A 24,067-nucleotide genomic window follows, 5' to 3' on the forward strand; every position below is an offset into this window, starting at 1 on the left:
GGTTCCGTGCCCATCGAGACCACCGCCGCCGCGGTCGCCGAGGTCCCTGAGGGTGCCGAGCTGCTGGCCGTGCCCTACGCCTCCGACCTGCGCCCCGCGGTCGAGCCCCACGCCGAGCTGCACCTGCCGGTCGCCGGCCTGCTGGCCCACTACGAGGCCAAGGGAGAGGCGGGCGAGATCGTCGAGGTGCCGGTGGCACGGGCCGGCGGGGTCGGGCGCGTCCTGCTCTACGGCGTGGGCGACGGCTCGCCACGGGCACTGCGCAGGGCGGGTGCCGCGCTGGCGCGCAAGGTCAAGGGCCGCGACACGCTGACCGTGGTGCCGCCCGAGGGCGATGTCGCGGCGTTCGCCGAGGCCGCGCTGCTGGCCGGGTACACCTTCAAGATCGGCAAAGAGGGCAGGAAGGGCGTGCGGGCGATCGAGCTCGCCGGCGCCGACGAGGAGCAGGTCCGGCGGGCCGGGGTCGTGGCGGAGGCCGTCGCGCTGGCCCGCGACCTGGCCAACATGCCCTCCTCGGTCAAGCATCCCGCCTGGCTCGCCGAGCGCGCCGCCGAGCAGGGCCTGCCGGTGCGGGTGTGGGACGAGGAGCAGCTCCAGGCCGAGGGGTTCGGCGGCATCCTGGCCGTCGGGCGCGGCTCGGTCCGGCCGCCCCGGCTCATCCAGCTCTCCTACGTCCCCGAGCAGCCGGCCGAGCGGCACGTCGTGCTGGTGGGCAAGGGCATCACGTTCGACTCGGGCGGCCTGTCGCTCAAGCCGACCGAGAACATGAAGACCCAGAAGACCGACATGGCGGGCGGCGCGGTGGTGATCGCCGTGCTCGCCGCGCTGGCCAGGCTGGGCGCCCCCGTACGCGTGACGGGCCTGATCGCCGCCGCCGAGAACATGCCGTCCGGCACCGCCCAGCGTCCCAGCGACGTCATCAGGCACTACGGCGGCCGCACGGTCGAGGTGCTGAACACCGACGCCGAGGGCCGGCTCGTGCTGGCCGACGCCCTGGCCTACGCCGACGCCGAGCTCGACCCCGACGCGGTCGTGGACATCGCCACCCTGACCGGGGCCATCTCGGTGGCCCTCGGCCGGAACGTCGGCGCCGTCTACGCCTCCGACGAAGACCTGGCCGCCCAGCTCGTGGCGGCCGGGCAGGCCAGCGACGACCGGCTCTGGCGCATGCCGCTGATCGACGACTACGCCCCGGCCCTCGACTCGTCGATCGCCGACCTGGCCAACGTCGAGAGCGGGTCCCGCTACGGCGCGGGTTCGATCACGGCGGCGCTGTTCCTGCGGGAGTTCGCGGGCAAGCGTCCGTGGGCGCACCTCGACATCGCCGGGGTCGGCCGCAGCACGGTCGACGAGGGCGTCCTGACCAAGGGCGCGACCGGGTTCGGCGTGCGCGTGTTGCTGGAGTGGCTGACCCGGGGCTACTGAGCGATCTTGACGGCGGCCAGCAGGCCGTCGCCCAGAGGCATCAGCACCGAGCGCAGCCGGTCGTCGCCCTGCACCAGTTTGCCGAGCTCGCGCAGCGAGACCGTGTCGGGGTCGCGCCGCGTGGGGTCGGCGACCCGGTCGTGCCACAGCGCGTTGTCGAAGGCCACCACGCCGCCCACGCGCAGCAGGCGGACCGCCTCGGCGAGGTAGTCGACGTACTCCTGCTTGGCGCCGTCGGCGAAGACCATGTCGTAGCCGCCGTCGGACAGCCGGGGCAGCACGTCGAGCGCCCGGCCCGAGATCAGCCGCACCCGCCCGCCGGAGAAGCCCGCCTCCGCGAACGCCTGCCGGGCCAGCCGCTGGTGCTCGGGCTCGACGTCGACGCTGGTCAGCGTGCCGTCGCCACGCATGCCGCGCAGCAGCCACAGCCCCGAGACGCCGCAGCCGGTGCCGATCTCGACGACCGACTTGGCGTTGACGACGGTGGCGAGGAAGCAGAGCGCGGCCCCGCCCCCGGGAAGGATGGGCACCGCACCCATCTCCAGCCCGCGCTGACGCGCCGCGTGCAGGAGCTCGTCCTCGTGATGGAACTGCTCCGCATAGGCCAGAGTGGCCTCCGCTGGACTGGTCATCGGCCTCCTCCCCCCGCTTTCGTGCGATTGGTCACCGATCGCAGCCTAGGGGAGTCACGCCGGGACGGGAACTCAGGACGGTCCGAAGGCGTTGCAGGTTTAAACGGGCTTTGCCGGTCCGGAAGGCAGGCAGTGCGCACGAAGGGACGAAACCAGGCACTATGACGGTAGCGGTGGTCCCAGAGAGAGGAGTGCTGGTGGACGAAAGCGACCACCAGGCGGATACTCCCGTGTCGTCTGATTGGACGCCTCCCACATGGGAGGAAGTGGTGCGGACTCACTCCGCACGTGTGTACCGGCTGGCGTACCGGCTTACCGGCAATGTCCACGATGCCGAGGACCTCACGCAGGAGGTCTTCGTCAGGGTCTTCAGGTCGCTGTCGAGCTACACCCCCGGCACGTTCGAGGGATGGCTGCACCGGATCACGACGAACCTGTTCCTCGACATGGCGCGGCGCAAGCAGCGCATCCGGTTCGAGGGGCTGGCCGACGACGCCGCCGAGCGGCTGCGCGGCCGTGAGCCGTCGCCGGCGCAGGCGTTCGACGACGCCCACCTGGAGCCCGATATCCAAGCCGCCCTCGACGCGCTCGCCCCCGAGTTCCGGGCCGCGATCGTGCTGTGTGACATCGAGGGTCTGTCCTACGAGGAGATCGCGGCCACGCTCGGCGTCAAGCTGGGGACGGTCCGAAGCCGTATTCACCGTGGCCGGGCGCAGTTGCGGGAGGCGCTCGACCATCGGGCCCCCCGTACTACCCAACTCCCCCCGACCGTGATCAGTGGGGAGGAAGTCTGATATGGCTCATCTTGGAGAGCGCGTTTCCGCGCTCGTGGACGGAGAGCTGAACCACACCGAGCGCGATCGCGCGCTCGCCCACCTGACCTTCTGTGCTGACTGCCGGCGCGAGGTCGAGTCGATGCGGGCGCTGAAGTCGCGCCTGCGGTCGCTCGACGGCCCGGCGATGCCGGCCGATCTGACCATGTCGCTGCTGCGCATGGCGGAGCCCGGTGGGCCGCTGCCGCCGAGGGAGCGCCCTTTCCCTACCCGTACGTTCGGGGGAGTGCCCATTCCTGGGCCCCACAGCATCGCGCCCCTGGACAACCGCCCGCGCAGGGACGCCACCGGTGGGGCCTCGGGCCCTGGTCGGGGCGGTAGGCGGCGCGGGGCCTACGTCGCGGTGGGCATGGTGTCCGCCGCCGTGGCGCTCGGCACGTTCTTCGCGGTCTCGGGCACGGGGAGCCACACCCCGTCGCCGCCGGTCGAGCTCTGGCGGGTCCAGCAGTCGCCGGCCACCAGCGCGCCGCCCACCGCCACGCCCTGAACCGGGGGCTCGCCTGGAATACTCGGGTGGCGTAGTCGACGATGCTTGGGGCATACGATCTGGGTTCGGGATTTGTCGCAAACAAAGCCTTTTATGACCCTCGTATGCCGCAAGAGCGAAGATTGCGGCGGCCGAGCAAGGAGTGGTGAGACGTAGATGACCGACGAGACGCGTTCGGGCGAAGGACGCACGACGTCGGACTTCCCCGAACCACAGGGGCGGCCGGAGTTCCTGCCCGCCGACGAGCCGGGCGAGCGGGCCGAGCAGGCCGAGCCGACCGAGCCGCGGTCGGACCCGCCCGCCTCGTTCGGCGCGTCCTGGGGCGACCCGTCGGGCCGCTCCGAGAGCGCGGGCGTGCCGCCGTACGAGCCGTCGGGCCGCTCCGAGGGCGTGCCGCCGTACGAGCCGTCGGGTCGCTCCGAGGGTGTGCCGCCCTATGAGGGGGGCACGCGGGCCTACGAGGGGCCGTCCTTCGAGAGTCCCGGCGGGCCGCGCGGGTTCGAGAGCCCCGGCGGCACGCGGGTCTACGAGAACCCGTCCTTCGGGCCGGCCGAAACCGGGCCGCGGCCGATGCAACCGCCACCCTTCATGGGCGCGTACGGCGGTCACCAGCCGCCGCCGCCTCGTCAGGCCCTGGGCATGGGCCCGGGATGGGCGCCGCCGCCGGCCGGGCCCGGCGCGGGCGCGCTGCCCAGGCGCGGGCTCAACCCCGGCGCGCTGATCGCGATCGCCGTGGCCATCGCCCTGGTCGCCTCCGTGCTCGGCAGCCTTGGAACGTACCTGCTGACCAGGTCGGGCAGCAGCGGCACCGACCCCTCCTACAGCCTCGGCCCCGCCCCGACGGGCGCGACCAACAGGGCGCCCGACTCGGTGGCCGGCGTGGCCGCGCGGGTGCTGCCGAGCGTCGTCTCGCTGGAGGTGGGCAACGGTGCCAACACCGAGGGCGCCTCCGGCTCCGGGTTCCTGATCAAGAACGGCTACGTGGTGACCAACAACCACGTGGTCGCCATGGCCGCCAAGGGCGGCGAGATCAAGATCATGTTCAATAACCGCAAGACCACCGCGGGCCGCATCGTCGGCCGCGACCCCGGCTCCGACCTGGCCGTGGTCAAGCCCGAGGAGACCTTTGGCACGCCGGAGATCACCCTCGGCAACTCCGACCAGGTCGTGGTGGGCGACCCGGTGATCGCCATCGGCTCGCCGCTCGGCCTCAGCGGCACGGTCACCACGGGCATCGTCAGCTCGCTCAACCGTCCGGTCATCGCCGGCGACGAGACGGGCGCCGCCACCGAGGAGCCCGCCTACATCAGCGCCATCCAGACCGACGCCGCCATCAACCCCGGCAACTCCGGCGGCCCGCTGGTGAACGGCCGGGGCGAGGTGGTCGGGGTGAACTCCGCCATCGCCACCCTCAGCCGTTCGGTGAACAGCCAGAGCGGCAGCATCGGCCTGGGCTTCGCGATCCCGGTGAACCAGACGCGGCGCGTGGCCGAGGAACTGATCACCACGGGCAAGGCCAAGCGTCCGAAGATCGGGATCGTGCTGGACAAGGACTACAAGGGCCAGGGCGTGCGCATCGCCTCCGAGCCCGCCGAGGGCCGCCAGCCGGTCGACGCCAACGGTCCCGCCGACAAGGCCGGGCTGAAGGCGGGCGACGTCATCCTGGAGGTCGACGGGCTGGCGTTGCAGGACGGCAACGAGCTGATCGCCCTGATCCGCAGCAAGGCGCCGGGCGCCAAGCTCACCGTCAAGTACCAGCGTGCCGGCCAGGAGCGCACCGCCACCCTCACCATCGTCGCCGACGACCTGCCGGCCCCCACCCCGTCCTGAGTGATATGACCCAGGGGGGACGGTCCGGCCACGGGCTGGAGCCCTTAGTCTGTGGAGAGGATTGTGGACTGCGGGTAGGAGCGTACGGTGTTCGGACTCGGGTGGATGGAGGTCGGAGCGCTGATCGTCATCGCGCTCCTGGTCTTCGGTCCTGACAAGTTGCCGCAGGCCGCCTCGCAGGCGGGCAAGACACTGCGCAACCTGCGGCGCATGGCCAACAACGCGCGCGACGACCTGAGGGCGGGTCTCGGGCCGGAGTTCCAGAACTTCGACCCCGCCGACCTCAACCCGAAGAACTTCGTCCGCAAGCACCTTCTCGACGACCTTGAGGACGACTGGAACGGCCGGTCCAAAGACCTGGAGCCGGCCGGTGTGGGGGCCTACGACGCGCCTGAGCCGCCGTCGGAGCTCGCCGTTGGCGAGTTGCCCCCCTACGACTCCGAGGCCACCTGACACACCCTGCAGACGCGGGACGGGCCCGTTCAGCTTTCGCTGAGCGGGCCCGCCGGCGTTCTGGGTCAGGAGCGGTTGGGCGAGAGGCCGAGCTGCATGCCCTTGATGCTGGAGGAGCGCTTGCTCAGACCGGCGGCGATCTTCCGCAGCTCCGCGGCGGCGGGCGAGTCGGGGTCGGTCAGCACCAGCGGCTTGCCCTCGTCGCCGCCCTCGCGCAGGCGCAGGTCGATCGGCACCTGGCCGAGCAGCGGGACGCGGGCGCCCAGCGTACGGGTCAGGGCGTCGGCGACGGTCTGGCCGCCGCCCTCGCCGAACACGGCCACCCGCTCGTCGCAGTGGGGGCAGGGCAGCCACGACATGTTCTCGATGACGCCGGCGATCTGCTGGTGGGTCTGGGCGGCGATCGAACCGGCCCGCTCGGCCACCTCGGCGGCGGCCTGCTGCGGCGTGGTCACCACCAGGATCTCCGCCGACGGCAGCCGCTGCGCCACCGAGATGGCGATGTCGCCGGTGCCCGGCGGCAGGTCGAGCAGCAGGACGTCGAGGTCGCCCCAGTAGACGTCGGCCAGGAACTGGTGGAGCGCCCGGTCGAGCATCGGCCCGCGCCACACGACCGGCGTGTTGCCCTCGGGCTTGAACATGCCGACCGAGATGACCTTGATGTCATGCGCCGACGGCGGCATGATCATGTCCTCGACCTTGGTGGGCCGCTCGGCGGCGCCCAGCATGCGAGGGATGCTGTGACCGTAGATGTCGGCGTCGACGATGCCGACCTTGAGGCCGCTGGAGGCCATCGCGGCGGCCAGGTTGACGGTGACCGACGACTTGCCCACGCCGCCCTTGCCGCTCGCGACGGCGAAGACGCGGGTCAGCGAGCCGGGCTGGTTGAAGGGGATCTCCTTCTCCGGCCCCCGGTCGCCCCTCAGCTTGGTCTGGAGGGTCTTGCGCTGCTCGGTGCTCATGACGTCGAGCTCGATCTGGACGTCCGTCACGCCGCCGACCTTGCCGACCGCCGTCTTCACGTCGCGGGTGATGGTGTCCTTCATCGGACAGCCTGACACGGTGAGGTAGACGCCCACCCGGACCGCGCCGTCGGGGGCGATCTCGATGTTCTTGACCATGTCTAGGTCCGTGATCGGGCGACGGATCTCGGGGTCGATGACGGTGGCGAGGGCGGCCGTCACCTGTTCCTGGGTTGGTGCCATCGAAGTCTCGGCACGAGGGAGTGCCGTCCCTCCTTAGTCGGTCTATGTGTGACAGGCGCTGGGAGCCAGCGGAAATGCCCCTCCATGGTATGAACCCGGGGAGCCGCTGAGTTAATCCGCGCTGTTTGGGTGGCTGTTAGATGTCTGTGCAACAACGTCTAAGGTTACTGCGTGACTCTTCTGCGCGACGAGGGGCTCACCGCCGAGGAACTGGCGGTCTGGCGGATGTTGCAGCGGGCCCAGGTGCGCATCGCCCGCCGCCTGGAGTCCGAGCTGCTCGTGGCCCACGGGTTGCCGCTGGCGTCGTACGAGGTGCTGGCGCAGCTCGCCGAGGCGCCGGGGCGGCGGCTGCGGATGAACGACCTGGCCGACCGCGTCCTGCTCACGCGCAGCGGGCTGACCCGGCTGATCGACCGGTTGCAGCGGCACGGGCTGGTCGGCCGGGAGGCGTGCTCCGACGACGCCCGCGGGCTGTTCGCGGTGCTGACCGAGCCGGGGGCCGCGCGGCTGGCCGAGGCCACGCCCACCTACCTGCGCGGGGTCAAGAGCCAGTTCCTCGACCTGCTGGGCGGGGGCGACGTCGGCGAGGTGCGGGCGCTGCTGGCCCGGCTCGACGTCAGTGACGCTTGTTGAGCTCCTCCAGCAGCCGGCCGAGCTCGGCGCGCAGGTAGTCGCGGGTGGCGACCTCGTTCAGGGCCAGGCGCAGGCCGGCGATCTCGCGGGTGAGGTACTCGATCTCGGCCTGGTTGCGGTCGGCGGACTCGCGGTCCTGCTCGTACTGGATGCGGTCGCGGTCGTCCTGGCGGTTCTGGGCGAGCAGGATGAGCGGCGCGGCGTAGCTGGCCTGGAGCGACAACATCAGCGTGAGGAAGATGAACGGGTACGGGTCCCACTTGAGCGCCGGAGGGGCGGCGACGTTCCAGATCACCCAGATCGCCACGAACACCGTCATGTAGACGATGAACCGGGCCGTGCCGAGGAAGCGGGCGATGCGCTCGGACAGGCGGCCGAACGCCTCGGGGTCGTAGTGCGGGCGCAGCGATCGGCGCAGCGCCCGAGGCTGGTCGAGCCGGTCAATGGTCACGGTGGTCCCCCTCGCGCCAGTCGTCGGGAAGCAGGTGGTCGAGGACGTCGTCGACGGTCACCGCGCCGACCAGCCTGCCCAGCTCGTCCACGACCGGCGCGGCGACCAGGTTGTAGTTGGCGAGGAAGGCGTGGACCTGGCGCAGGGTGAAGTCGGGCCTGATCGGGTCGAGCGAGGGGTCGAGCACGCGGCCGAGCAGCGTCGAGGGCGGCTCGCGCAGCAGCCGCTGGAAGTGCGAGACCCCCAGGTACGTGCCGGTCGGCGTCTCGGTGGGCGGCCTGGTCACGTAGACCTGGGCGGCGACGGCGGGCGGCAGGTCCTGCTGGCGGATGTGGGCCAGCGCCTCGGCCACCGTCGCGTTGGGCGGCAGGATGACCGGTTCGCTGGTCATCACGCCGCCCGCGGTGTCGTCGGCGTAGGTCAGCAGCCGCCGCACCGGGGCCGCCTCGCCGGGCTCCATGAGCGCCAGCAGCCTGGCCGCCTGGTCCTCGGGCAGGTCGTGCAGCAGGTCGGCGGCGTCGTCGGGGCTCATCTCCTCCAGGATGTCGGCGGCCCGCTCGGGTTCGAGGGTGCCGAGGATGCCGATCTGGTCGTCGGGCGGCAGCTCCTCCAGCACGTCGGCCAGGCGGTCGTCGGCGAGCTCGCGGGCGATCTCGATGCGCCGCTTGCTGGGCAGCTCGTGCAGGGCGCTGGCCATGTCGGCGGCGCGCAGCGACTCGAACGCGGCGATCAGGCCGGCCGCGCCCTGGTCCTTCTGCAGGGTGTCGAAGCCGGACACCTCGTTCCAGTCGACCGTCCTGGGCTCGCGCCGGCGGCCCTTGAAGAGCGCGACCTTGGTGATCTCCCAGCGGGAGGGCAGAGGCTCCTCCATGGCGACGTCGTAGACGGTCATGGGCTCGTCGCCGACGCTCACGGACAGGTCGAGCATCTCGCCGATGACCAGGGTCTCGGTGGCGCGCTGCTCGAACCTGCGCATGTTCAGCCGTCCGGTGAAGACGACCGCGCCCGCCTCGATGCGGCGCACGCGGGTGATCGGCAGGAACACCCGGCGGCGCGGCTGCACCTCGACGACCATCCCGTGGACCTGGGGATTCCCGGTGAGGCGCAGGCCCACCACGACGTCGCGCACCCGGCCGATCTGATCGCCCGTGGGGTCGAAGACGGGGGTCCCCGCCAGCCGGGCCACGAAGATCTTCACGTGGGCCAGGCTAACAGTGAGACGCCGTTGCGCCCCGGTTGCCTGGCATGTCAGTATCAAACGCATTTAACGCTGATTACTGCACGTAGAGGTGAACCATGAGGCTGACGGGGCTCGCACTGGCATTCGTGTCGTCGTGTTGTTTCGCGTTCTCCGGGCCGATGGCCAAGTACCTCATCACCGCCGGGCTGGCGCCGGTCGAGGCCGTCTGGACGCGGATGGCGGGCGCCGGGCTGCTGCTGGTCGCGGTGCTCGTGGTGGTCAAGCCGCGGGCGCTGCGCATCCCGCGCGCCCGGCTGCCGTTCCTCGGGCTGTACATCGTGATGGCCGTGGCGGGCGTGCAGTCGCTCTACTTCGTCGCGATCACCCGGCTGCCGGTGGGGATCGCGCTGCTGCTGGAGTTCATGGCCCCGGTGATGGTGGTGGCCTGGGTCAGGCTCGTCCGCAAGGTCCGCCTGGCCAAGGCCGCGTACGTGGGCGCGGTGATCGCGTTCGCCGGCCTGGCGATCGTCGTCGAGGCGTGGCAGGGCATGCGGCTGGACGCGTTCGGCCTGCTCCTCGGGCTGCTGGCCGGGGCGTGCTGCGCCGGGTACTTCCTGATGGGCGACAGCATGGGCCCCGACATCGACCTGCTCGGCCTGGTCACCTGGGGCATGATCGGCTCGGCCGTCGTGCTGGTCCCGTTCGCGCAGCCCTGGAACATCCCCTGGGAGGCCTTCACCCTCTCCGTCGCCCCGCAGGGCGGCACGACGCTGCCGGTGCTGGGGGCGTACCTGTGGCTGGTGCTGGTGGCGACGGCGCTGGCGTACATCCTGAGCATGAACATGGTGAAGCGGCTGTCGGCGGCGGTGGGCGCGACGGTCGCCTCGCTGGAGGTCATCGGCGGCGCGGTGGTCGCGTGGGCGCTGGTCGGCGAGACGCTGGGGGTGTTCCAGATCGTCGGCGGGCTGATCGTGCTCAGTGGCGCGCTGCTGGCCCAGACGGCCACCGCGGGCGCCCAGCCCGACCCCGTCCCGGACCGGCCCGTCGAGGTCACCGCCCAGGTCTGAACCCGGCGTTCCCGGGTCAGCGTTCCGGGGTGAGGCGCAGGACGGTGGAGTCGCGGGCCCAGCGCTCGGGCAGGTGCTCGCTGTCGGGGGCGTTGAGCCGCTCCTTGGCCAGCACCGCCACGGCGTCGGCCGCCGCGGCCTGATCGACCACCGAGACCGCCGCGTCGAACTCCACCAGCCGCGCGCCGTTGTCCTTGCTGCGCAGCGTCACGCGCACCCGGTCCAGCGCGCCGAGCCCCGGCAGGTCCTGCTCGCCGCCGCCGGTCACGAGGTAGATGGCGCCGTCGTGCCAGGCGTGCCAGGCCAGGCGCGGGCGGTCGAGGGTGAGCCAGAGGATGCCGGACTTCTTGGCGCCCTCCTCAATGGCCGCGATGTCGTCGCTCACGCTCAGACTGTAACCCTCGCAGGCGTACGTGGCGGAAGTGCATGCGTTGACGGTCGGGACCGGCCCATCGTCAGCCCGCGACCTTGGGGTTTCGCGAGCCTGCTGGGCCGGACCCGAAACGTTCAGGCATTCACGGCTGGAACCGTCGGGCCGACACGCCCGTCATTCGGTGTCGATCTCGGCGTCGGCCGCGAACGCGGGCGGTGGCACGGCGCCGATGGAATCGATGAACGACCGTTCGCGACGGGCCAGCTCGGCCGCACGAAGGTCGATGAAGGCGTCGTCGTCGCCGGCCGACAGCCGTGCGTACGCCTCCTGCGACACGCCGAGGTCGCCGTGCTCGGACGATGACACATCGAGCATGCTCAGAAGATAGGCCCGTGCCGTGACACCGGAGTCGACCTCGAGGATCACACGGTTCGCCGGATTCGAGCCGTTGGCCAATCCGGTCTTGCCGGAGACCCTGCGAAATGCCGCCGTGTCGAGGCGACGGATCGTGTCCACAACTTGATAGGACTGCCCGTCCGTGGACTTCCGCAGAGGGAACTCCTTCAGCTCCCAGAGGAGATAGGCGCGCACTCGCGCACTGCGTAGGTCGAATCTCTCCGGATACGGCCGGGCCCTTTGATCGGCGAAGTCGAACATGCCCTGCCCGCCCTCGAAGTCACGGAGCCTTTTTCGTCCGGTGGCGAACGCGCGCATGTCCTGGATGGACTGTCTGCTGGTCGTCGAGTTCACGCTCGCGAAGTGCCCCGCCCACGAGGTGATCCAGAACCACCTGATGAGCACCTCGATCTGTTCGTCGGACGGATCGGGGCGCAGATGGAAAAAGAGAGTGAGCAACATCAGCTGGTTGTTGTACGGAATCAGCCGAGCGAGCGGAACCCCGATGTCGCCGCGAAGAAATTCCACCGCCCGGGACAACGCCACGTCGGTGTCCTGGACCGCCTGCGAGACCTTTCCTTCCATGCGCCTCGCCAGGACATCCCAATGCGCGCCGGTCACCTCTTCCTCGCCGGCGACGGCCAGCAGCGCACGGAAGCCGATGGTCGAGTTGATCTCGCCGAAACCTTCGGCCGCGACGCCGTCGAGGATGGCTGCGATGCTGTTGGCCAGACTCTCCTCGCCTTGCCCCTTGTAGGTCAGAGCCGACACCATTTGGTCAGGGCTCATGGACTGGCCCTTGCTGTTGACCCGTGAGAAGACCTCGACTGCCTGAGCGAGGCTTCCACCCAGAAGCGTCACCACCGACACCTTGTACGACTTGATGCGCTGGGCGACCTGCTCGGCTTCCTCGATCAACTCGTCGAAATAGGCGCCGTCGCCGATGCTCTTGGCCAGGTCGCGAGCGTAGGCGAGAAAGTCAAGGGTTCTGAGCACCGAACGAACAGGGAGGTAGTTCGCCGGCGGCGGCCCCGGCTTCTTCCAATGCACGTACCGGTTGATCCGGCTGTCGCCCTGACCGAGCACCCGATAGACGTGCCAGATCCAGTCGCCCGAATCGCTCGAGTACGCCGTGTCATGCCTGTAAAGAGTCGCGTACAGCGTGGACAGGCGCTGGTGGCCGTCGAGGATGTACGTGACGCTCCTGCCCGGTGACACATCAGGAATCATCAAGTCGCCGACTATGCTGAGGCTCTCCAGTTCCGCCGACGTTTCCCAGAGCAACATGCTGCCGATGGGATAGCCACGTTCGATGCTGTCGAACAGGTCGAGCATCTGGTCGGGCCGCCAGACGAAGGGGCGCTGGAATTTGGGAATGCGTAGTTCGCCCTTGCGGACGTGGTCGAGGAGGGTCTCCAGCAGATTGACGTCGGGGCGTACGCCGATCTCGTCGGTGGCCGCCGGGTACTCCGGGGGGCCGTCCAGTCCGTGTTCGTCTTGCCTGCCAACCATGTCTCGTTCCTAGATGATGTCCCGTACCAGTGCGAGCAGCGATTGCAGTTCCTCGCACACGTCGGGGCCGAGGGCGTCGAAATCAGACCTCTTGAGCTTGCCCGCCTTGGCCTCCTGCTCGAGGATCAGCGTAAGTCCTTCGCCGAAGCCGTGTCGCAGGCCCACCCGCACGCGGTCGGGCAGTGAGTGGAAGAGTTCCGCCTGAACCTCGGGCACGCGCGCACATTCCAGCCTCCGGTCCCAGAAGCCGTTCTTGAAGTCGAAGTATCCTCGCTGCTCGACGGACAGGGCCTTCAAACAGTCGATCTTGGCTGTGAGTTCCGGCTGGGAGGCGCGAACAGCGGCTAAGACTCCGTTGGGCAGGTAGTTCTCGGCCTCGCGGAAGCGCAGAATGTGCCCCGTCACCCCTAACTCGGCCAGCCTCGCCAGCGCGCCCTGATGCCTGGAAGGCTCTTCGGGCGTCAACCGGTCGCTGTCCAGCAGGAAAGCCACGCGCTTGACGCGGCGAAAGGCTTCGCCTTCGGTCTTGACGACCTTGGGCACCTCGCCGCTGCCGCCCCCTTGGACGAACTCCAACCAGTTCTTCGTCCAAGCCTTGACGATCTCATCGGTGCCGAAGACGTAGGCGAGGGCCAGAATGAACGCCCTGTCACCCTCTTGGTTCTCCACGACGAACCGTGCCGGTCTACCGAGGTCCGAAACGTGATCGGAAAGACTCTCACCGCTGATGCGCACGGTTCGGGAGGGGCTGGCCGTACTGCCGGCCCAGGCCTGGCTGACCATGCCCTTCTCTGCCATGAGCGCGTATGCCTGGGCCTTCTTCGGCGCGTACTGCCGGAAATAGGCATTGACGTGGCCGAGCTGCTCCGGCGCGACCACCCAGTCATGGCGGCTCTCGATGAAATGCCGCATCAGCTCGATGATCAGCTCGAAGGCCTCGTCCGTGAACGCCTCGCTGGTCAGCTCAATCTTCATTGTTCCCGCGGGTGAACTGCGCCTCGGCCAGCTTCTTCGTCTCCTCGAAATCCTCGGAGAAGACTCCCGCAGGCCAATAGTCCAGATTGCCGAAGTCATCGATCTCAATGCGCCGCACCCTAGAGGACCCCGCCCCGTGGTGCACGAAGTACACCGCCACGTCGCGTGGCGATATCTGTCCTTCCGCGATGCGGCGACGCAGCCTGAGCAACATGGTCTCGCTGTGGGTCTCGATGAGAAGACCGCCCGTGCCCTGCCGGGCGCCCGCGATGAAAAGGTCCGCCAGGAGTGCGTGGAAGGCTGGGTGCAGGTGGAGTTCGGGCTCCTCGATCACATGAAGAGTCCGCCGCTGGCCTGCTTCCTTGTGGACCATCTCGTACGCCCGCTGTACGAGCAGCGGCAAGACCTGTGCGACCCCGGTGCCTGAGTCGAGAAGATTGACACTGAGATCCGGAGTGGCCAGGGAGCGGAGATTGATCGAGTAGAGGCGCCCCTGTGGCTCGATCTCCAGCCGCCAGCCCTCCAGGTTGTCCCCGATCAGACGATTGACCTGATCAAGGAGTACGCGGTCGCCGCGAACGTGGTCGTTCACCAGCATGCCGGCCGCGTGCTCACCCGCTGAGCCGACATCGTCGGCGTGTCGTGACGGCAGGCGCGTCAACCGGGAGGGACGCTGCCTGTAGGCGCTCAGATACCGGATGCCGTCGAAACACCGAGGAACGTCGTACCTGAGGTCGTTGAACCAGTGTCCTGAGGGACGGTTCGGGTCGGGGGCACTTGTCAGGACCGGGACGAGGCCACGCCATTCCACCGCCACCTCCACCGACGGCTCGTTGTCCAGGGTCATCACGTAGGACTGGCCAGGGTCGCTGGCGAGCCACTCCAACCGCAGGTGATGGCGTCCGTCGACGACGTCCAGTTCGCTGACGAACTGGATCTGCCGCTCCGCAATGTTCTGGATCTTCGCCTTCACCTCGACCGACCTCTTCGCCCGACCGGCCACGAACTCCAGACGTAGAGCGCGGTGCACGTTACGGCCATGGACCAGGTCCAGATAGTCGGGCGGATCGTCGCCGAGGGCGTCAAGGTCAAGAGGGAGAGACGAGGTGGTGTGAATTCCGGTCTGAAGCAGGAGTGGGAGACGTGTTATCGCGCTTTTGCCGGAATTGTTTTTGCCAAGTACCACCGTGATGGGAGCGAGGTCGATTTCCTGCCGCTCCTTGAAGCAACGATAGTTCTCGACCGCCATGCGCAGCAGGGCCATGGCGCAACCTTAGCCTGAACAGAGTTGCGGACGCGGCATTCTTCACGAGTCCGCCCTTCTGTGCTGACAGTGCGATCGGCGCCTTCCGTAGTCGACCCTTGGCATACTCGCTGCCTTTTCATGGTCTCCGGTGGACGCCGGGACGGGGAGAACCATATTCATGGGGATCGTCTCGCGCGGCTTCGCCGGAAAGCACTTCCGGCGGCCGCGGCCGGAGCTGGCCGGGCGGGTGCCGCCGGGGCAGTATCTGGCGGAGGGGTTCCCGGTGCTCACGGCGGGGGCGACGCAGCACATCCGGACCGAGCGGTGGTCGTTCACCGTCAGGGGCGGCGCGGGCGAGCCCACCTGGACGTGGACGGACCTGCTGTCGCTGCCCGCCGAGCAGTTCACCGTGGACATCCACTGCGTCACCCACTGGAGCAAGCTCGACACCACCTGGACGGGCGTGTCCCTCGACCGGCTGCTGACCGGGGCCGACCGGGCGGCGGGGTACGCGCTGGCCGTCAGCTACGGCGGCTACGCGACCAACCTGCCGGTCGAGGAGATCGTGGACGGCAGGGCGTGGCTGGTCTACGCCTACGAGGGCGCGCCGATCCCGCCCGAGCACGGCGGCCCGGTACGGATGCTGGTGCCCGCCCACTACCTGTGGAAGAGCGCCAAGTGGATCCACGAGCTGTGGCTCATGGACGAGGACCGCCCCGGCTTCTGGGAGCGGTCCGGCTATCACAACTTCGGGGATCCATGGCGGGAACAGCGGTACTACGACGACTGACCTGGCAGCCGGCCACGATCGCCGAGGTCGTCCCGGAGACCGACCAGACGCGTACGCTGCTGCTCGACGTGCCCGGCTGGCCGGGACACCGCGCCGGTCAGCACGTGGACGTGCGGCTGACGGCCGACGACGGCTACCAGGCGACCCGGGCGTACTCGCTGGCCGGCGCGCCTGGCGAGCGGCCCGCGCTCACCGTGGCCAGGGTGGCGGGCGGCGAGGTGTCGCCGTACCTGGTGGACGTGGCCGAGGCCGGTGACCAGGTGGAGGTGCGCGGCCCGATCGGCGGCTACTTCGTGTGGGAGCCGGCGCCGGACCGGCGGCCGCTGCTGCTGGTCGCGGGCGGGTCCGGCGTGGTGCCGCTGCGCTCGATGCTGCGTCACCGCGCCCGGCTGGGCGACGGCACCCCGGTACGGCTGATCTACTCCGTGCGCGACCCCGGCCAGGTGATCTACCGCGACGAGCTGGAGTCCGCCGACGGCGAGGTGAGCTTCGTCTACACCCGCTCGGCCCCGACGGACTGGCCCGAGCCCGTGGGCCGCGTGGACCGCTCGCAACTGGCCCGGCTGGCCTGGCCGCCCGCGCACGAGCCGCTGGCCTACGTCTGCGGCCCGACCGCGTTCGTCGAGCACGTCGCCGAGATCCTCACCGCCCTGGGCTACCCGCCCACCGACGTCCGCACCGAGCGGTACGGCTAGGAGAGACACCATGCAACAACCCGTGGACGGCAACGCGGCGGCAGGCCCGCTGGCCCAGTTCTTCGGCCGGGACATGACGGCGGCCCAGGGCGTCTGCGCGCAGTGCGGCATGAACGGCCCGCTGGGGGAGGCCACCGTGTACGGCCCCGCCCCCGGCACCGTGCTGCGCTGCCCGAACTGCGACAACGTGCTCATGACCCTGGTGGAGGCGCCGGGCCGGATGATGGCCGCGATGCCGGGCCTGAGCATGCTGGAGACGTCCGTGCAGGGAGGGCGGTGACCGTGGCCGTCGTCTCCAAGGGCTTCAAGGGGCGTGGCGGGCACGACGACCGGCTGCCGCCCGGCCAGTACCTCACGACCGGCTTCCCCGTCCTGTCGGCGGGCCCGACGCCCCGCCTCGACACCGCGGACTGGACGTTCACCCTGGTCACCGAGGCCGGCCGGGAACGCACCTGGACCTGGGACGAGCTGCTGGACCTGCCCCAGAGCGCCCCGCACACCGACATCCACTGCGTCACCGGCTGGTCGAAGTTCGACACCGACTGGCAGGGCGTGTCGCTCGACGTCCTGCTCGACGACGTGGACACCGGGGCGGAATTCGCGGAGGCGTACTGCCACGGCGGCTACACCACCAACCTGCCGCTGGCGGACCTGCGCGACGGAAAGGCGTGGATCGCCCACACCTTCGACGGCGACCCGCTGCCCGCCGAGCACGGCGGCCCGGCCCGCCTGCTGGTCCCGCACCTGTACTTCTGGAAGTCCGCCAAGTGGGTGAAGGGCCTGCGCCTGCTCGACCGCGACCGGCCCGGCTTCTGGGAACGGGCCGGCTACCACAACTACGGCGACCCGTGGCGCGAGCAGCGCTACTGGAACAGCTGATCGTCCCCATAGACGGGGGACGCCTGCCGGAGGCGCCCCCGCAGCCGTTAGCGTGGGCGCATGCGCTCACGTCGTTCCGTGCTCTCCGTGCCGGGCAGCAACCCCCGCTTCCTGGAGAAGGCCCAGACCCTGCCCGCCGACGAGGTCTTCCTCGACCTTGAGGACTCCGTCGCGCCCCTGGCCAAGGACGAGGCCCGCAAGAACGTCGTGACCGCGCTGCGCGAGGGCGACTGGACCGGCAAGACCCGCGTGGTCAGGGTCAACGACCTCACCACGATGTGGACGTACCGGGACGTCATCGAGGTCGTGGAGGGCGCGGGGGAGTTCCTCGACTGCCTGATCCTGCCCAAGGTCCAGGACCCGACCGAGGTCGTCTGGCTCGACACCCTGCTGACCCAGATCGAGCGGTCGATGGGCTACGAGGTCGGCCGCATCGGCATCGAGGCCCAGATCGAGAACGCCCGCGGCCTGGTCAACGTCGACGCCATCGCCGGGTCGTCCAGAAGGCTGGAGGCTCTGGTGTTCGGGCCGGCCGACTTCATGGCCTCGATCAACATGCGCACCCTCGTGGTCGGCGAGCAGCCGCCCGGCTACGACGAGGGCGACGCCTACCACTACATCCTCATGCGCCTGCTGATGGCCGCCAGGATGCACGACCTCCAGGTGATCGACGGCCCCTACCTCCAGATCAAGGACGTCGAGGGCTACCGGAGGGTCGCCCGCCGGGCCGCCGCCCTCGGGTTCGACGGCAAGTGGGTGCTGCACCCCTTGCAGGTGGAGGCGGCCAACGAGGTGTTCTCGCCCAGCCAGGAGGACTACGACCACGCCGAGCTGATCCTGGAGGCGTACGAGCACTACACCACCGTGGAGCGGCGCGGCGCGGTCATGCTGGGCGACGAGATGATCGACGAGGCGTCCCGCAAGATGGCGCTCGTCGTGGCCGCCAAGGGCCGGGCGGCCGGTCTGAGCAGGACGAAGTCGTTCACACCTTGACGCCGACCGCCGTGAAGAACCAGAACGACGAGGTCAGCCAGAGCCCGATCAGCGCCGTGAACGCCAGGCCGCCGAGCACGGGCAGCGTCCAGCCCGGTGCGCCGCGCCTGGGCAGCGCCAGCATCTTCGCCGTGAACAGGCCGTAGAAGAAGCAGCCGAGCAGCGAGTGGGCCAGCACGCGCGGCACGTCGTACTGGAGGCCCAGGGCGTACAGGCAGTGGAAGGCGACGGGGATCGTCAGGAGGAACGCGAGCCGCCCCGACCAGCGGTGGACGCCGGCCGGGATCTCGACGCCGAGCCTGCCCCACATCGACAGCGCCGAGACCACCTGGACGACCGCCAGCGCGAACGCCCCCGTCGTCAGCCACGCCTTCATCGGCAGCGCGCCGGAGAACCCGGCCGGGCCGACCGCGAACCCGGTGGGCGTGTGCGCCCGGCCGTAGACGCCGAGCGCCACCGCCACCAGGCCGCCGGCCAGCAGCGGGACCAGGAGCACGGCGGCCGTGCGGTGCGACGGCTGCTGGATGGCGGTCATTGCATCTCCTCGATGAAGTCGTCGACGTCCTGCGGACGGACCGTGGCGCCGGCGACGGTCACGGGGGTGGTCGGCCGCCCGGCGTCCAGCGGGGGGATCCGCACCTGGTCCTGGCCCACGAACGCGGCGCCGACCTGGTCGTAGCCGCCGCCCGGACGCGGGACGCGGATCCAGCCGGCCCGCAGCCTGGCACCTCTGACCTGCGCGGTCGCCCGGTACAGCCCGGACGGCCGGACCACCGCGGGCGCGCTGAAGCTCCACCTGGCGCCGCCGACGGTCAGGCTGCCCCTGGCCCGTCCGCCGCCGAGCGTGGCCGTCACGCGGGCCGTGCCCGGGCCCTTCAGCACGACCCTGCCGCCGGCCTCGCCGCCCTTGAACCAGGCTTCGGCCTTGCCGTCGCAGAAGTAGCCGACGGCCGTGCCGTCGCGGACGGAGATCGCTATCAGGCCGCCGTTGCCCTTGACGTACCCGCCGTAGTCGGCCTTGGGGATCTTCTCGGCCTCCGTCCGCGAGGGCGACGGCGACGAAGTCGGGGACGAGCTGAGGGGCGGGGGCGGGGGCGGGGTCGGCGCGGCGGCGGCTGCGGTGTCGGGCGCCGGTGTCGCGGTGATGCTGGCGACACCCAGCCCCGCGGCGAGGACTGCGCCCGCCGCCAGGGTGATGAAAGGTCCCAGCCTTGACATGGACTGCTCCCAGGGTCGGAATGCCGTATGAATCCGAGCATCCGCCCAAAGAGGTGAGCCGTCTGTGAACTAATGCTCACCCGGCAGACAGAATGTATGGATGCAGGAGAACCCTGGACCGAATTCGCCATATGGCAGTCAGCCGCCTGGGCCGCCCGTCTATCCTTATGCGCCGCCGCCCGTGCCGCACCAGCGGTCCTGGTTCCTGCCGACGCCGCAGGGTGCGCGTTACGACCATCTCGCCCGCACTCCGGCGAACGAGCCGTGGCGGGCCGTCGTCGGCACGATCGTCGTCGGCCTCGGGTTCTTCGTCATCGGCACCGGCGTGCTGCTCGTGGGCAAGGCGATCGAGTGGATCCTCGGCCTGCCCGTGCCGACCGACCCCGGGCAGATCTTCGGCGATCCGGTGTTCGGGCTGGTCATGGTGCTGCTGTCGATCGCGGCCGTGCTGCCCCTCGTCTTCGGTACGGCCGCGCTCGTCCAGCGCCGCCGGCCGGGCACGTTGTCGTCGGTCGCGGGACGGCTGCGCTGGTCGTGGCTGCTGCGCTGTCTCGGCCTGGCCGTGCTCGCCCTGGTGCTGGGGCAGATCGCGCAGGTCACGGCCCTGTCGTTGTCCGGCGAGGAGTACTCCGACCTGTTCGGCTGGGTCGGCTGGGGGCGGTTCCTGCCTGCCCTCGTGGTGATCGTGCTGCTGGTGCCGTTCCAGGCGGCGACCGAGGAGTACATCTTCCGCGGCTGGTTCGTCCAGGCGGTCGGGGTGCACGTGCGGAATCCGGTGTGGGCGATCGTTCTCGGGTCGTTGTTGTTCGCGTCCCTGCACGGTTATTCGTGGGTGGGGCTGCTCGACGTGTTCGCCTTCGGGGCGGTGATGGGCTGGCTGGCCGTACGGACCGGGGGGCTGGAGGCGCCGATCGCCCTGCACGTGATCAACAACATGCTGGCCTTCGGGCTCAGCGCCGCCTCGGGCAGCCTCCAGGACGCGCTGGACCAGGGCAAGACGGCGATCCCGTGGCAGGCGTTGTCGGGAACGGTGGTGCAGCTCGGGGTGTATGCGATTGGTGTGTTGTATATATCCAAAAAGCGGTCAGTCAGTGCTATTTCTGGATAAATCAGGCGAGAGGTGCGGGAAATCTCGCTAGAGAGGTCTCGCCAATCCGGCTCAGGCATGCTGGTCTGGTTCCTGTGGGCCAGGCGAGGGTGTCACGGAGGTGATCGTTTTGGTGGGACTGGGTAGAAAATAGGCGCATAAGGTGGGACAGGATTTGTGGAACGGTCCGCCACAAACGGCCCGTCCACTCACCGTTTCTCCCGCGCAACCCGGTTGACCAGGTCCGATTAGACGGGTTCCACCTGTACGACGAGTTCGACTAGGAGGTGCGGCGCGTGGCCTCCGGCCCCAGCGATCCGCCACGGCGACCGCCGGACGACGACGACCCGCGTCCTGAGGACGCCTCGGAGCCCCCCTCTGCCGAGGAGCCCAGGATCCGCCACTCCCCGCCCGGTCCCACCGACGATCGGGCCCGGGGCTTACCCCTGACCTCCCCTTGGGGCATGCCGCCGTTCGCGTCCCCGATCCCGGAGGAATCCCCGCAGGAGCCGCCCAAGGGGCGCAGGCCCTACAGCTCGCCGACGGCCGAGCCCGAGGTCGAGCCGCGCCGCCGTCCTCGGCGCGTGGTCAACCGCCCGGACAAGCTCGTCGCCGGCGGTCCGCCGCGCCAGGAGCCGCCCGCCGAGCCGCCGTCCCCGCCCGCCGAGGAGCCGCCCGCCGAGGAGCCGCCCGCCGAGGAGCCGGGGGAGAGCACCGCCCCCGTCAGACCCCACCGCGAGCCGCCGTACCACCTGCCGCTCCCCGCCGACGAGGCCCCCGAACCCGCTGCGGAAGAGCCAGCTCCGCAGTCCGAGGTCCCCGAACCCGCATCCGACGTGGCCGGGCAGGACGATCCCGAGGTCAGGCGGGTCGGCCGCCCTCCCGGCGGGCGTCCCACCAGACCCGACCTCCTGGTCGCCACCGGCCCGCCGCGTCCCGGCGGGGCCGGCGGCAGGCACCACAGAGGCCCTGCCCCCGCCGCCGTACGCAGGTCCAGCCCCGTGCACCGGGGCAGCAGAGCGGCCCCGATCGCCCTCACCATGGCCCTGGCGCTCCTGGTGGCCGCCGGGGTGCTCGTATGGCGCTGGAGCGACACCGACCCCACAGGGCTGCGCCTGGAGGCCGGCACCGGCCGTTCGGGGGACGACCTCTTCACCGTCCCCGCCGCCGGCGTCGGCACCGACCAGAAGCTCAACGACCTGGTCTCCGTCGGCCGCGCGGTGGTCGCGGTCGGCAGCGACACCACCAGCCCGACCCCGCGCCCGCTCTTCCTGTTCTCGCCCGACGCGGGCCGGCACTGGCAGCTCGGCCAGGTGAGCGGCGCCTCCACGCCCACCGTCCAGCGCGTGGTCGGCGGCGACGGACGGTGGCTGGCCAGCGGCGGCGACGGCCCGTCCGGCGAGCGCGGCCTGTGGACCAGCACCGACGGCTTCAGCTGGACGACCGTCGACCCGGCCGGCATGGCCGCGTTCCGGCCCGGCGACCAGGTCCACGACATCGCCAGGACGGCCTCGGGCTTCGTCGCCGTCGGCGCCACGGCGGGCGAGGGCGGCCCCGGCCCGGCGGCCTGGCGCTCGTCCGACGGCCGGTCCTGGGAGCGTGTGGAGACCAGGGGGCTGGACGTCCAGGAGCTCAGGGCGGTCGTCGCCAAGGGCGACACGGTCGTGGCCGTCGGCCGCCCGGCCGACGGGGGCGGCTCGCGGGTGCTGCGCTCCTCCGACGGCGGCGGCCGGTGGCAGGCGACCGGCTTCCAGCTCCCCGAGGCCGAGCCGCGTACGGGCACGGTGGCCGTGCTGCCCGAACGGTTCGTCCTGGTGCCGACCAGGCAGCGTACGGTCGACGGCGACGTCCGCGTCTACTGCTCGCCCACCGGCGCCCAGTGGTCGCAATGCGGTTCCATCGGCGGCCTGAGCGGCGAGAGCCCGGGGGTGGAGTCGCTGGTCTCCTACCGGTCCGGCGTGGCCGCGATCTACCAGGCCACCTTGGGCAAGTACTCGGTCCTGACCAGCGCCGACGGGCGCGGTTGGGCCAAGCGGGCCGACCTCGGCGACCTGTCGGGCGCCACGCTGCGCGGGTTCACGATCTCCGACGGCGGAACCCTGTTCGCCGGCGGCGACCAGGCCGCCTCCGATGTCGACAACCAGCTCGTGCTGATGACCGCGCCGCCGCGCGGCGCCGCCTCCCGCGTCCAGCTCGGCCAGGTGGAGGGGCTGACCAGGGTCTCGCGCGAGACCACCAGGCTGGCCGCCGCCGGCGGCCGGTACGTCGCGGTCGGCTCCGCCTCGGGCGACGCCGGCCTGTGGACGATCAGGAACTGGCAGCGCTGGAAGTCGATGAGCCTCGGCGGCCCCGGCAGGCAGATCCTGGAGGACGTCGCCCACGGCGGGCGCGGCTGGCTGGCGGCCGGCAGCACCCAGACGAACCTGGCCGTCACCGATCCCCTGCTCGTCACCTCCGAGGACGGCGAGACCTGGCGGCGCGTGCCGGTCTCCGGCGACCTGGCCCGCGACCGCGACCAGCCCTACCTGGACACCCACGCCGTCGCGGCGGGCAAGAAGGGCTACGTGCTGGCCGGCGAGTCCCACGACCAGGCGGGCTCGGCGGCCGCCGCCATGTGGTTCACGCCCGACCTGCGCAAGTTCACCCGGTCCAAGAAGCTGCCCCAGGGCGGCTCGGGCGTACGCGTCCACGACGTGATCGCGACCCAGGGCGGGTACGTCGCGGTCGGCGGGTCCGGATCCGGCGACCGGGAGAGCAGCGTGGTCTGGTTCTCCGACGACGGCGTGAACTGGACCGCCCGCAAGCGCCTCACCCCGCCGGACGCCACGTCGGCCGGGCTGCGGCAGGTCACGACGTACCACGACAAGCTCGTCGCCATCGGTACGGCCGTGACGAACGGCTCACGCCGCGCCTTCTCCGCCGTGTCCGACGACGACGGCGAGAGCTGGACGACGGCGTGGCTGCCCGCCGACCAGGCGGCGGCGGTGCACGACCTGGCCGCGGCCGACCAGGGCCTGGTGGCGGTCGGCTGGCACGGCACGCCTGGTGAGGGCGACAGCGCGGCCTGGGTGTCCCAGGACGGCCTGTCGTGGAACCGCATGTCCCTGACCAGGGACCGGCTCGCCGGCCCCGGCATGCAGGCCCTGACGGCGGTGGCGGTCAGCGGCACGGAGGTGGTGGCGCTCGGCAGGTCCACGACGTACGACACCGACCACCTGATCCTGTGGACCTCCAGCCTCACCGTGGACCGGTGAGCACGTCCCAGTCGGTCAGGCAGCCGAGCAGCCCTTCGGTGAGCGGGAGCAGCGCCAGCTCACCGGGGGCGCACCACCGCACGTCGGCGGCGTCGTCACCGGCGACGGGCACGCCGCCGTCCGAGGTGGCCAGGTAGTCGCGGATCACGTACGTGACGCCGCCCGGCCCGGGACGCTCCACCGCGCCCGCCAGGCGGCCCACCGCGACGCGCAGCCCGGTCTCCTCCATGACCTCGCGGCGCACGCCCTCCGCGTCGGTCTCGCCGGGCTCCAGCCGCCCGCCGGGCAGCGACCACAGGCCCTTGCCCGGCGGACGGCCGCGCCGGACGAGAAGAAGCCGGTCAGAGGCGTCGAAAATGATCGCGCCGACACAATTTACGCGCACATGGCCAAGATTACGACGGGATAACAGATGCCGGTCTTGACGCGGCCGTGCCGGAGGAAGCACCGTGG

25 protein-coding genes are annotated in these 24,067 nt (G+C 70.6%); 14 read left to right on the forward strand and 11 right to left on the reverse strand.

What is annotated here, in order from left to right:
• Positions 1 to 6: 6 nt before the first annotated feature.
• Positions 7 to 1,425 (forward strand): leucyl aminopeptidase, encoded by a 1,419-nt coding sequence (locus tag ACIA8R_RS14380; RefSeq protein WP_357704268.1) that lies wholly within the window; start codon positions 7 to 9, stop codon positions 1,423 to 1,425.
• On the opposite strand, the gene ACIA8R_RS14385 is transcribed toward ACIA8R_RS14380, so the two are convergent.
• Positions 1,419 to 2,057 (reverse strand): O-methyltransferase, encoded by a 639-nt coding sequence (locus ACIA8R_RS14385; RefSeq protein WP_357704270.1) that lies wholly within the window; start codon positions 2,055 to 2,057, stop codon positions 1,419 to 1,421. The two genes, ACIA8R_RS14380 and ACIA8R_RS14385, sit on opposite strands and share 7 nt — an antisense overlap.
• A gap of 161 nt (positions 2,058 to 2,218) precedes the next feature.
• Here ACIA8R_RS14385 and sigE point away from each other — a divergent pair, with 161 nt between their 5' ends.
• The 4 genes from sigE (at position 2,219) to ACIA8R_RS14405 (ending at position 5,660) form a co-directional block, all read left to right on the forward strand.
• The gene (sigE, locus tag ACIA8R_RS14390) at positions 2,219 to 2,851 is read left to right on the forward strand and encodes an RNA polymerase sigma factor SigE (protein ID WP_352325382.1); all 633 of its coding nucleotides are present in this window, start codon (positions 2,219 to 2,221) and stop codon (positions 2,849 to 2,851) included.
• Position 2,852: 1 nt separating this feature from the next.
• The gene (locus ACIA8R_RS14395) at positions 2,853 to 3,377 is read left to right on the forward strand and encodes an anti-sigma factor (protein ID WP_364098731.1); all 525 of its coding nucleotides are present in this window, start codon (positions 2,853 to 2,855) and stop codon (positions 3,375 to 3,377) included.
• A 156-nt stretch (positions 3,378 to 3,533) separates the two neighbouring features.
• The gene (locus ACIA8R_RS14400) at positions 3,534 to 5,207 is read left to right on the forward strand and encodes a trypsin-like peptidase domain-containing protein (RefSeq protein ID WP_397038590.1); all 1,674 of its coding nucleotides are present in this window, start codon (positions 3,534 to 3,536) and stop codon (positions 5,205 to 5,207) included.
• Positions 5,208 to 5,294: 87 nt separating this feature from the next.
• The gene (locus ACIA8R_RS14405; protein ID WP_357704278.1) at positions 5,295 to 5,660 is read left to right on the forward strand and encodes a sec-independent translocase; all 366 of its coding nucleotides are present in this window, start codon (positions 5,295 to 5,297) and stop codon (positions 5,658 to 5,660) included.
• Between the two features lie 65 nt (positions 5,661 to 5,725).
• Here the strand turns inward: ACIA8R_RS14405 and ACIA8R_RS14410 are convergent, their stop codons facing one another.
• A complete protein-coding gene (locus tag ACIA8R_RS14410) occupies positions 5,726 to 6,865 on the reverse strand; it encodes an Mrp/NBP35 family ATP-binding protein (protein ID WP_357704280.1) in 1,140 nt (379 codons plus the stop codon).
• 171 nt (positions 6,866 to 7,036) lie between these two features.
• Between ACIA8R_RS14410 and ACIA8R_RS14415 the strand changes: the two genes are divergently transcribed.
• Complete coding sequence (locus ACIA8R_RS14415; RefSeq protein ID WP_397038593.1) at positions 7,037 to 7,498, forward strand: MarR family winged helix-turn-helix transcriptional regulator; 462 nt, start codon at positions 7,037 to 7,039, stop codon at positions 7,496 to 7,498.
• Here ACIA8R_RS14415 and ACIA8R_RS14420 read toward each other — a convergent pair.
• Positions 7,482 to 7,949: a DUF1003 domain-containing protein gene (locus tag ACIA8R_RS14420; RefSeq protein WP_397038595.1), complete on the reverse strand. Its 468-nt coding sequence runs from the start codon at positions 7,947 to 7,949 to the stop codon at positions 7,482 to 7,484. The two genes, ACIA8R_RS14415 and ACIA8R_RS14420, sit on opposite strands and share 17 nt — an antisense overlap.
• The gene (locus ACIA8R_RS14425) at positions 7,939 to 9,147 is read right to left on the reverse strand and encodes a magnesium transporter MgtE N-terminal domain-containing protein (RefSeq protein ID WP_397038597.1); all 1,209 of its coding nucleotides are present in this window, start codon (positions 9,145 to 9,147) and stop codon (positions 7,939 to 7,941) included. The genes ACIA8R_RS14420 and ACIA8R_RS14425 overlap by 11 nt, the downstream gene beginning before the upstream one ends.
• Positions 9,148 to 9,245: 98 nt before the next feature.
• Here ACIA8R_RS14425 and ACIA8R_RS14430 point away from each other — a divergent pair, with 98 nt between their 5' ends.
• Positions 9,246 to 10,196 carry an EamA family transporter gene (locus ACIA8R_RS14430; RefSeq protein ID WP_397038599.1) on the forward strand — a complete coding sequence of 317 codons (951 nt, stop codon included), beginning with the start codon at positions 9,246 to 9,248 and terminating at the stop codon, positions 10,194 to 10,196.
• Positions 10,197 to 10,212: 16 nt separating this feature from the next.
• Here the strand turns inward: ACIA8R_RS14430 and ACIA8R_RS14435 are convergent, their stop codons facing one another.
• The 4 genes from ACIA8R_RS14435 to ACIA8R_RS14450 form a co-directional block, all read right to left on the reverse strand.
• Positions 10,213 to 10,581 carry a hypothetical protein gene (locus ACIA8R_RS14435; protein WP_357704288.1) on the reverse strand — a complete coding sequence of 123 codons (369 nt, stop codon included), beginning with the start codon at positions 10,579 to 10,581 and terminating at the stop codon, positions 10,213 to 10,215.
• 162 nt (positions 10,582 to 10,743) lie between these two features.
• Positions 10,744 to 12,477 carry a DUF262 domain-containing protein gene (locus tag ACIA8R_RS14440; protein ID WP_397038601.1) on the reverse strand — a complete coding sequence of 578 codons (1,734 nt, stop codon included), beginning with the start codon at positions 12,475 to 12,477 and terminating at the stop codon, positions 10,744 to 10,746.
• Between the two features lie 9 nt (positions 12,478 to 12,486).
• Positions 12,487 to 13,452: a hypothetical protein gene (locus tag ACIA8R_RS14445; RefSeq protein ID WP_364098751.1), complete on the reverse strand. Its 966-nt coding sequence runs from the start codon at positions 13,450 to 13,452 to the stop codon at positions 12,487 to 12,489.
• Positions 13,442 to 14,716, reverse strand: coding sequence for a DUF3696 domain-containing protein (locus tag ACIA8R_RS14450; RefSeq protein WP_364098754.1), 1,275 nt, complete (start codon positions 14,714 to 14,716; stop codon positions 13,442 to 13,444). Before ACIA8R_RS14450 ends, ACIA8R_RS14445 begins: the two co-directional genes overlap by 11 nt.
• A gap of 160 nt (positions 14,717 to 14,876) precedes the next feature.
• On the opposite strand from ACIA8R_RS14450, the gene ACIA8R_RS14455 reads away from it, so the two are divergent.
• Genes ACIA8R_RS14455 through ACIA8R_RS14475 form a run of 5 tightly spaced genes read left to right on the forward strand, consistent with a single transcriptional unit; the run spans position 14,877 to position 18,055 of the window.
• Positions 14,877 to 15,488 (forward strand): molybdopterin-dependent oxidoreductase, encoded by a 612-nt coding sequence (locus tag ACIA8R_RS14455; protein ID WP_397038604.1) that lies wholly within the window; start codon positions 14,877 to 14,879, stop codon positions 15,486 to 15,488.
• Positions 15,458 to 16,183 carry a ferredoxin reductase gene (locus ACIA8R_RS14460; RefSeq protein WP_357704297.1) on the forward strand — a complete coding sequence of 242 codons (726 nt, stop codon included), beginning with the start codon at positions 15,458 to 15,460 and terminating at the stop codon, positions 16,181 to 16,183. Before ACIA8R_RS14455 ends, ACIA8R_RS14460 begins: the two co-directional genes overlap by 31 nt.
• 10 nt (positions 16,184 to 16,193) lie before the next feature.
• Positions 16,194 to 16,463, forward strand: coding sequence for a DUF6510 family protein (locus tag ACIA8R_RS14465; protein WP_364098760.1), 270 nt, complete (start codon positions 16,194 to 16,196; stop codon positions 16,461 to 16,463).
• Positions 16,464 to 16,465: 2 nt separating this feature from the next.
• Entirely contained in the window at positions 16,466 to 17,062 is a 597-nt protein-coding gene (locus tag ACIA8R_RS14470) for a sulfite oxidase-like oxidoreductase (RefSeq protein ID WP_357704334.1), read from the forward strand.
• A gap of 60 nt (positions 17,063 to 17,122) precedes the next feature.
• On the forward strand, positions 17,123 to 18,055 hold the full coding sequence (locus ACIA8R_RS14475; RefSeq protein ID WP_357704301.1) for a CoA ester lyase: 933 nt from the start codon (positions 17,123 to 17,125) through the stop codon (positions 18,053 to 18,055).
• On the opposite strand, the gene ACIA8R_RS14480 is transcribed toward ACIA8R_RS14475, so the two are convergent.
• Together ACIA8R_RS14480 and ACIA8R_RS14485 are read right to left on the reverse strand one after the other, a co-directional pair.
• Complete coding sequence (locus tag ACIA8R_RS14480) at positions 18,045 to 18,590, reverse strand: DUF6529 family protein (protein ID WP_364098764.1); 546 nt, start codon at positions 18,588 to 18,590, stop codon at positions 18,045 to 18,047. The genes ACIA8R_RS14475 and ACIA8R_RS14480 overlap by 11 nt on opposite strands.
• Entirely contained in the window at positions 18,587 to 19,273 is a 687-nt protein-coding gene (locus ACIA8R_RS14485) for a hypothetical protein (protein ID WP_397038607.1), read from the reverse strand. The genes ACIA8R_RS14480 and ACIA8R_RS14485 overlap by 4 nt, the downstream gene beginning before the upstream one ends.
• A gap of 181 nt (positions 19,274 to 19,454) precedes the next feature.
• Here ACIA8R_RS14485 and ACIA8R_RS14490 point away from each other — a divergent pair, with 181 nt between their 5' ends.
• Both ACIA8R_RS14490 and ACIA8R_RS14495 read left to right on the forward strand, forming a co-directional pair.
• Complete coding sequence (locus ACIA8R_RS14490) at positions 19,455 to 20,381, forward strand: lysostaphin resistance A-like protein (RefSeq protein ID WP_397038609.1); 927 nt, start codon at positions 19,455 to 19,457, stop codon at positions 20,379 to 20,381.
• A 443-nt stretch (positions 20,382 to 20,824) separates the two neighbouring features.
• Positions 20,825 to 23,614 (forward strand): hypothetical protein, encoded by a 2,790-nt coding sequence (locus tag ACIA8R_RS14495; RefSeq protein ID WP_397038611.1) that lies wholly within the window; start codon positions 20,825 to 20,827, stop codon positions 23,612 to 23,614.
• Here ACIA8R_RS14495 and ACIA8R_RS14500 read toward each other — a convergent pair.
• Positions 23,598 to 23,999 (reverse strand): NUDIX hydrolase, encoded by a 402-nt coding sequence (locus ACIA8R_RS14500; RefSeq protein ID WP_357704311.1) that lies wholly within the window; start codon positions 23,997 to 23,999, stop codon positions 23,598 to 23,600. The genes ACIA8R_RS14495 and ACIA8R_RS14500 overlap by 17 nt on opposite strands.
• Positions 24,000 to 24,067: the final 68 nt, after the last annotated feature.

The organism is Nonomuraea sp. NPDC051191, assembly GCF_044455665.1.
In the GTDB taxonomy this organism is placed as follows: Bacteria; Actinomycetota; Actinomycetes; order Streptosporangiales; family Streptosporangiaceae; genus Nonomuraea.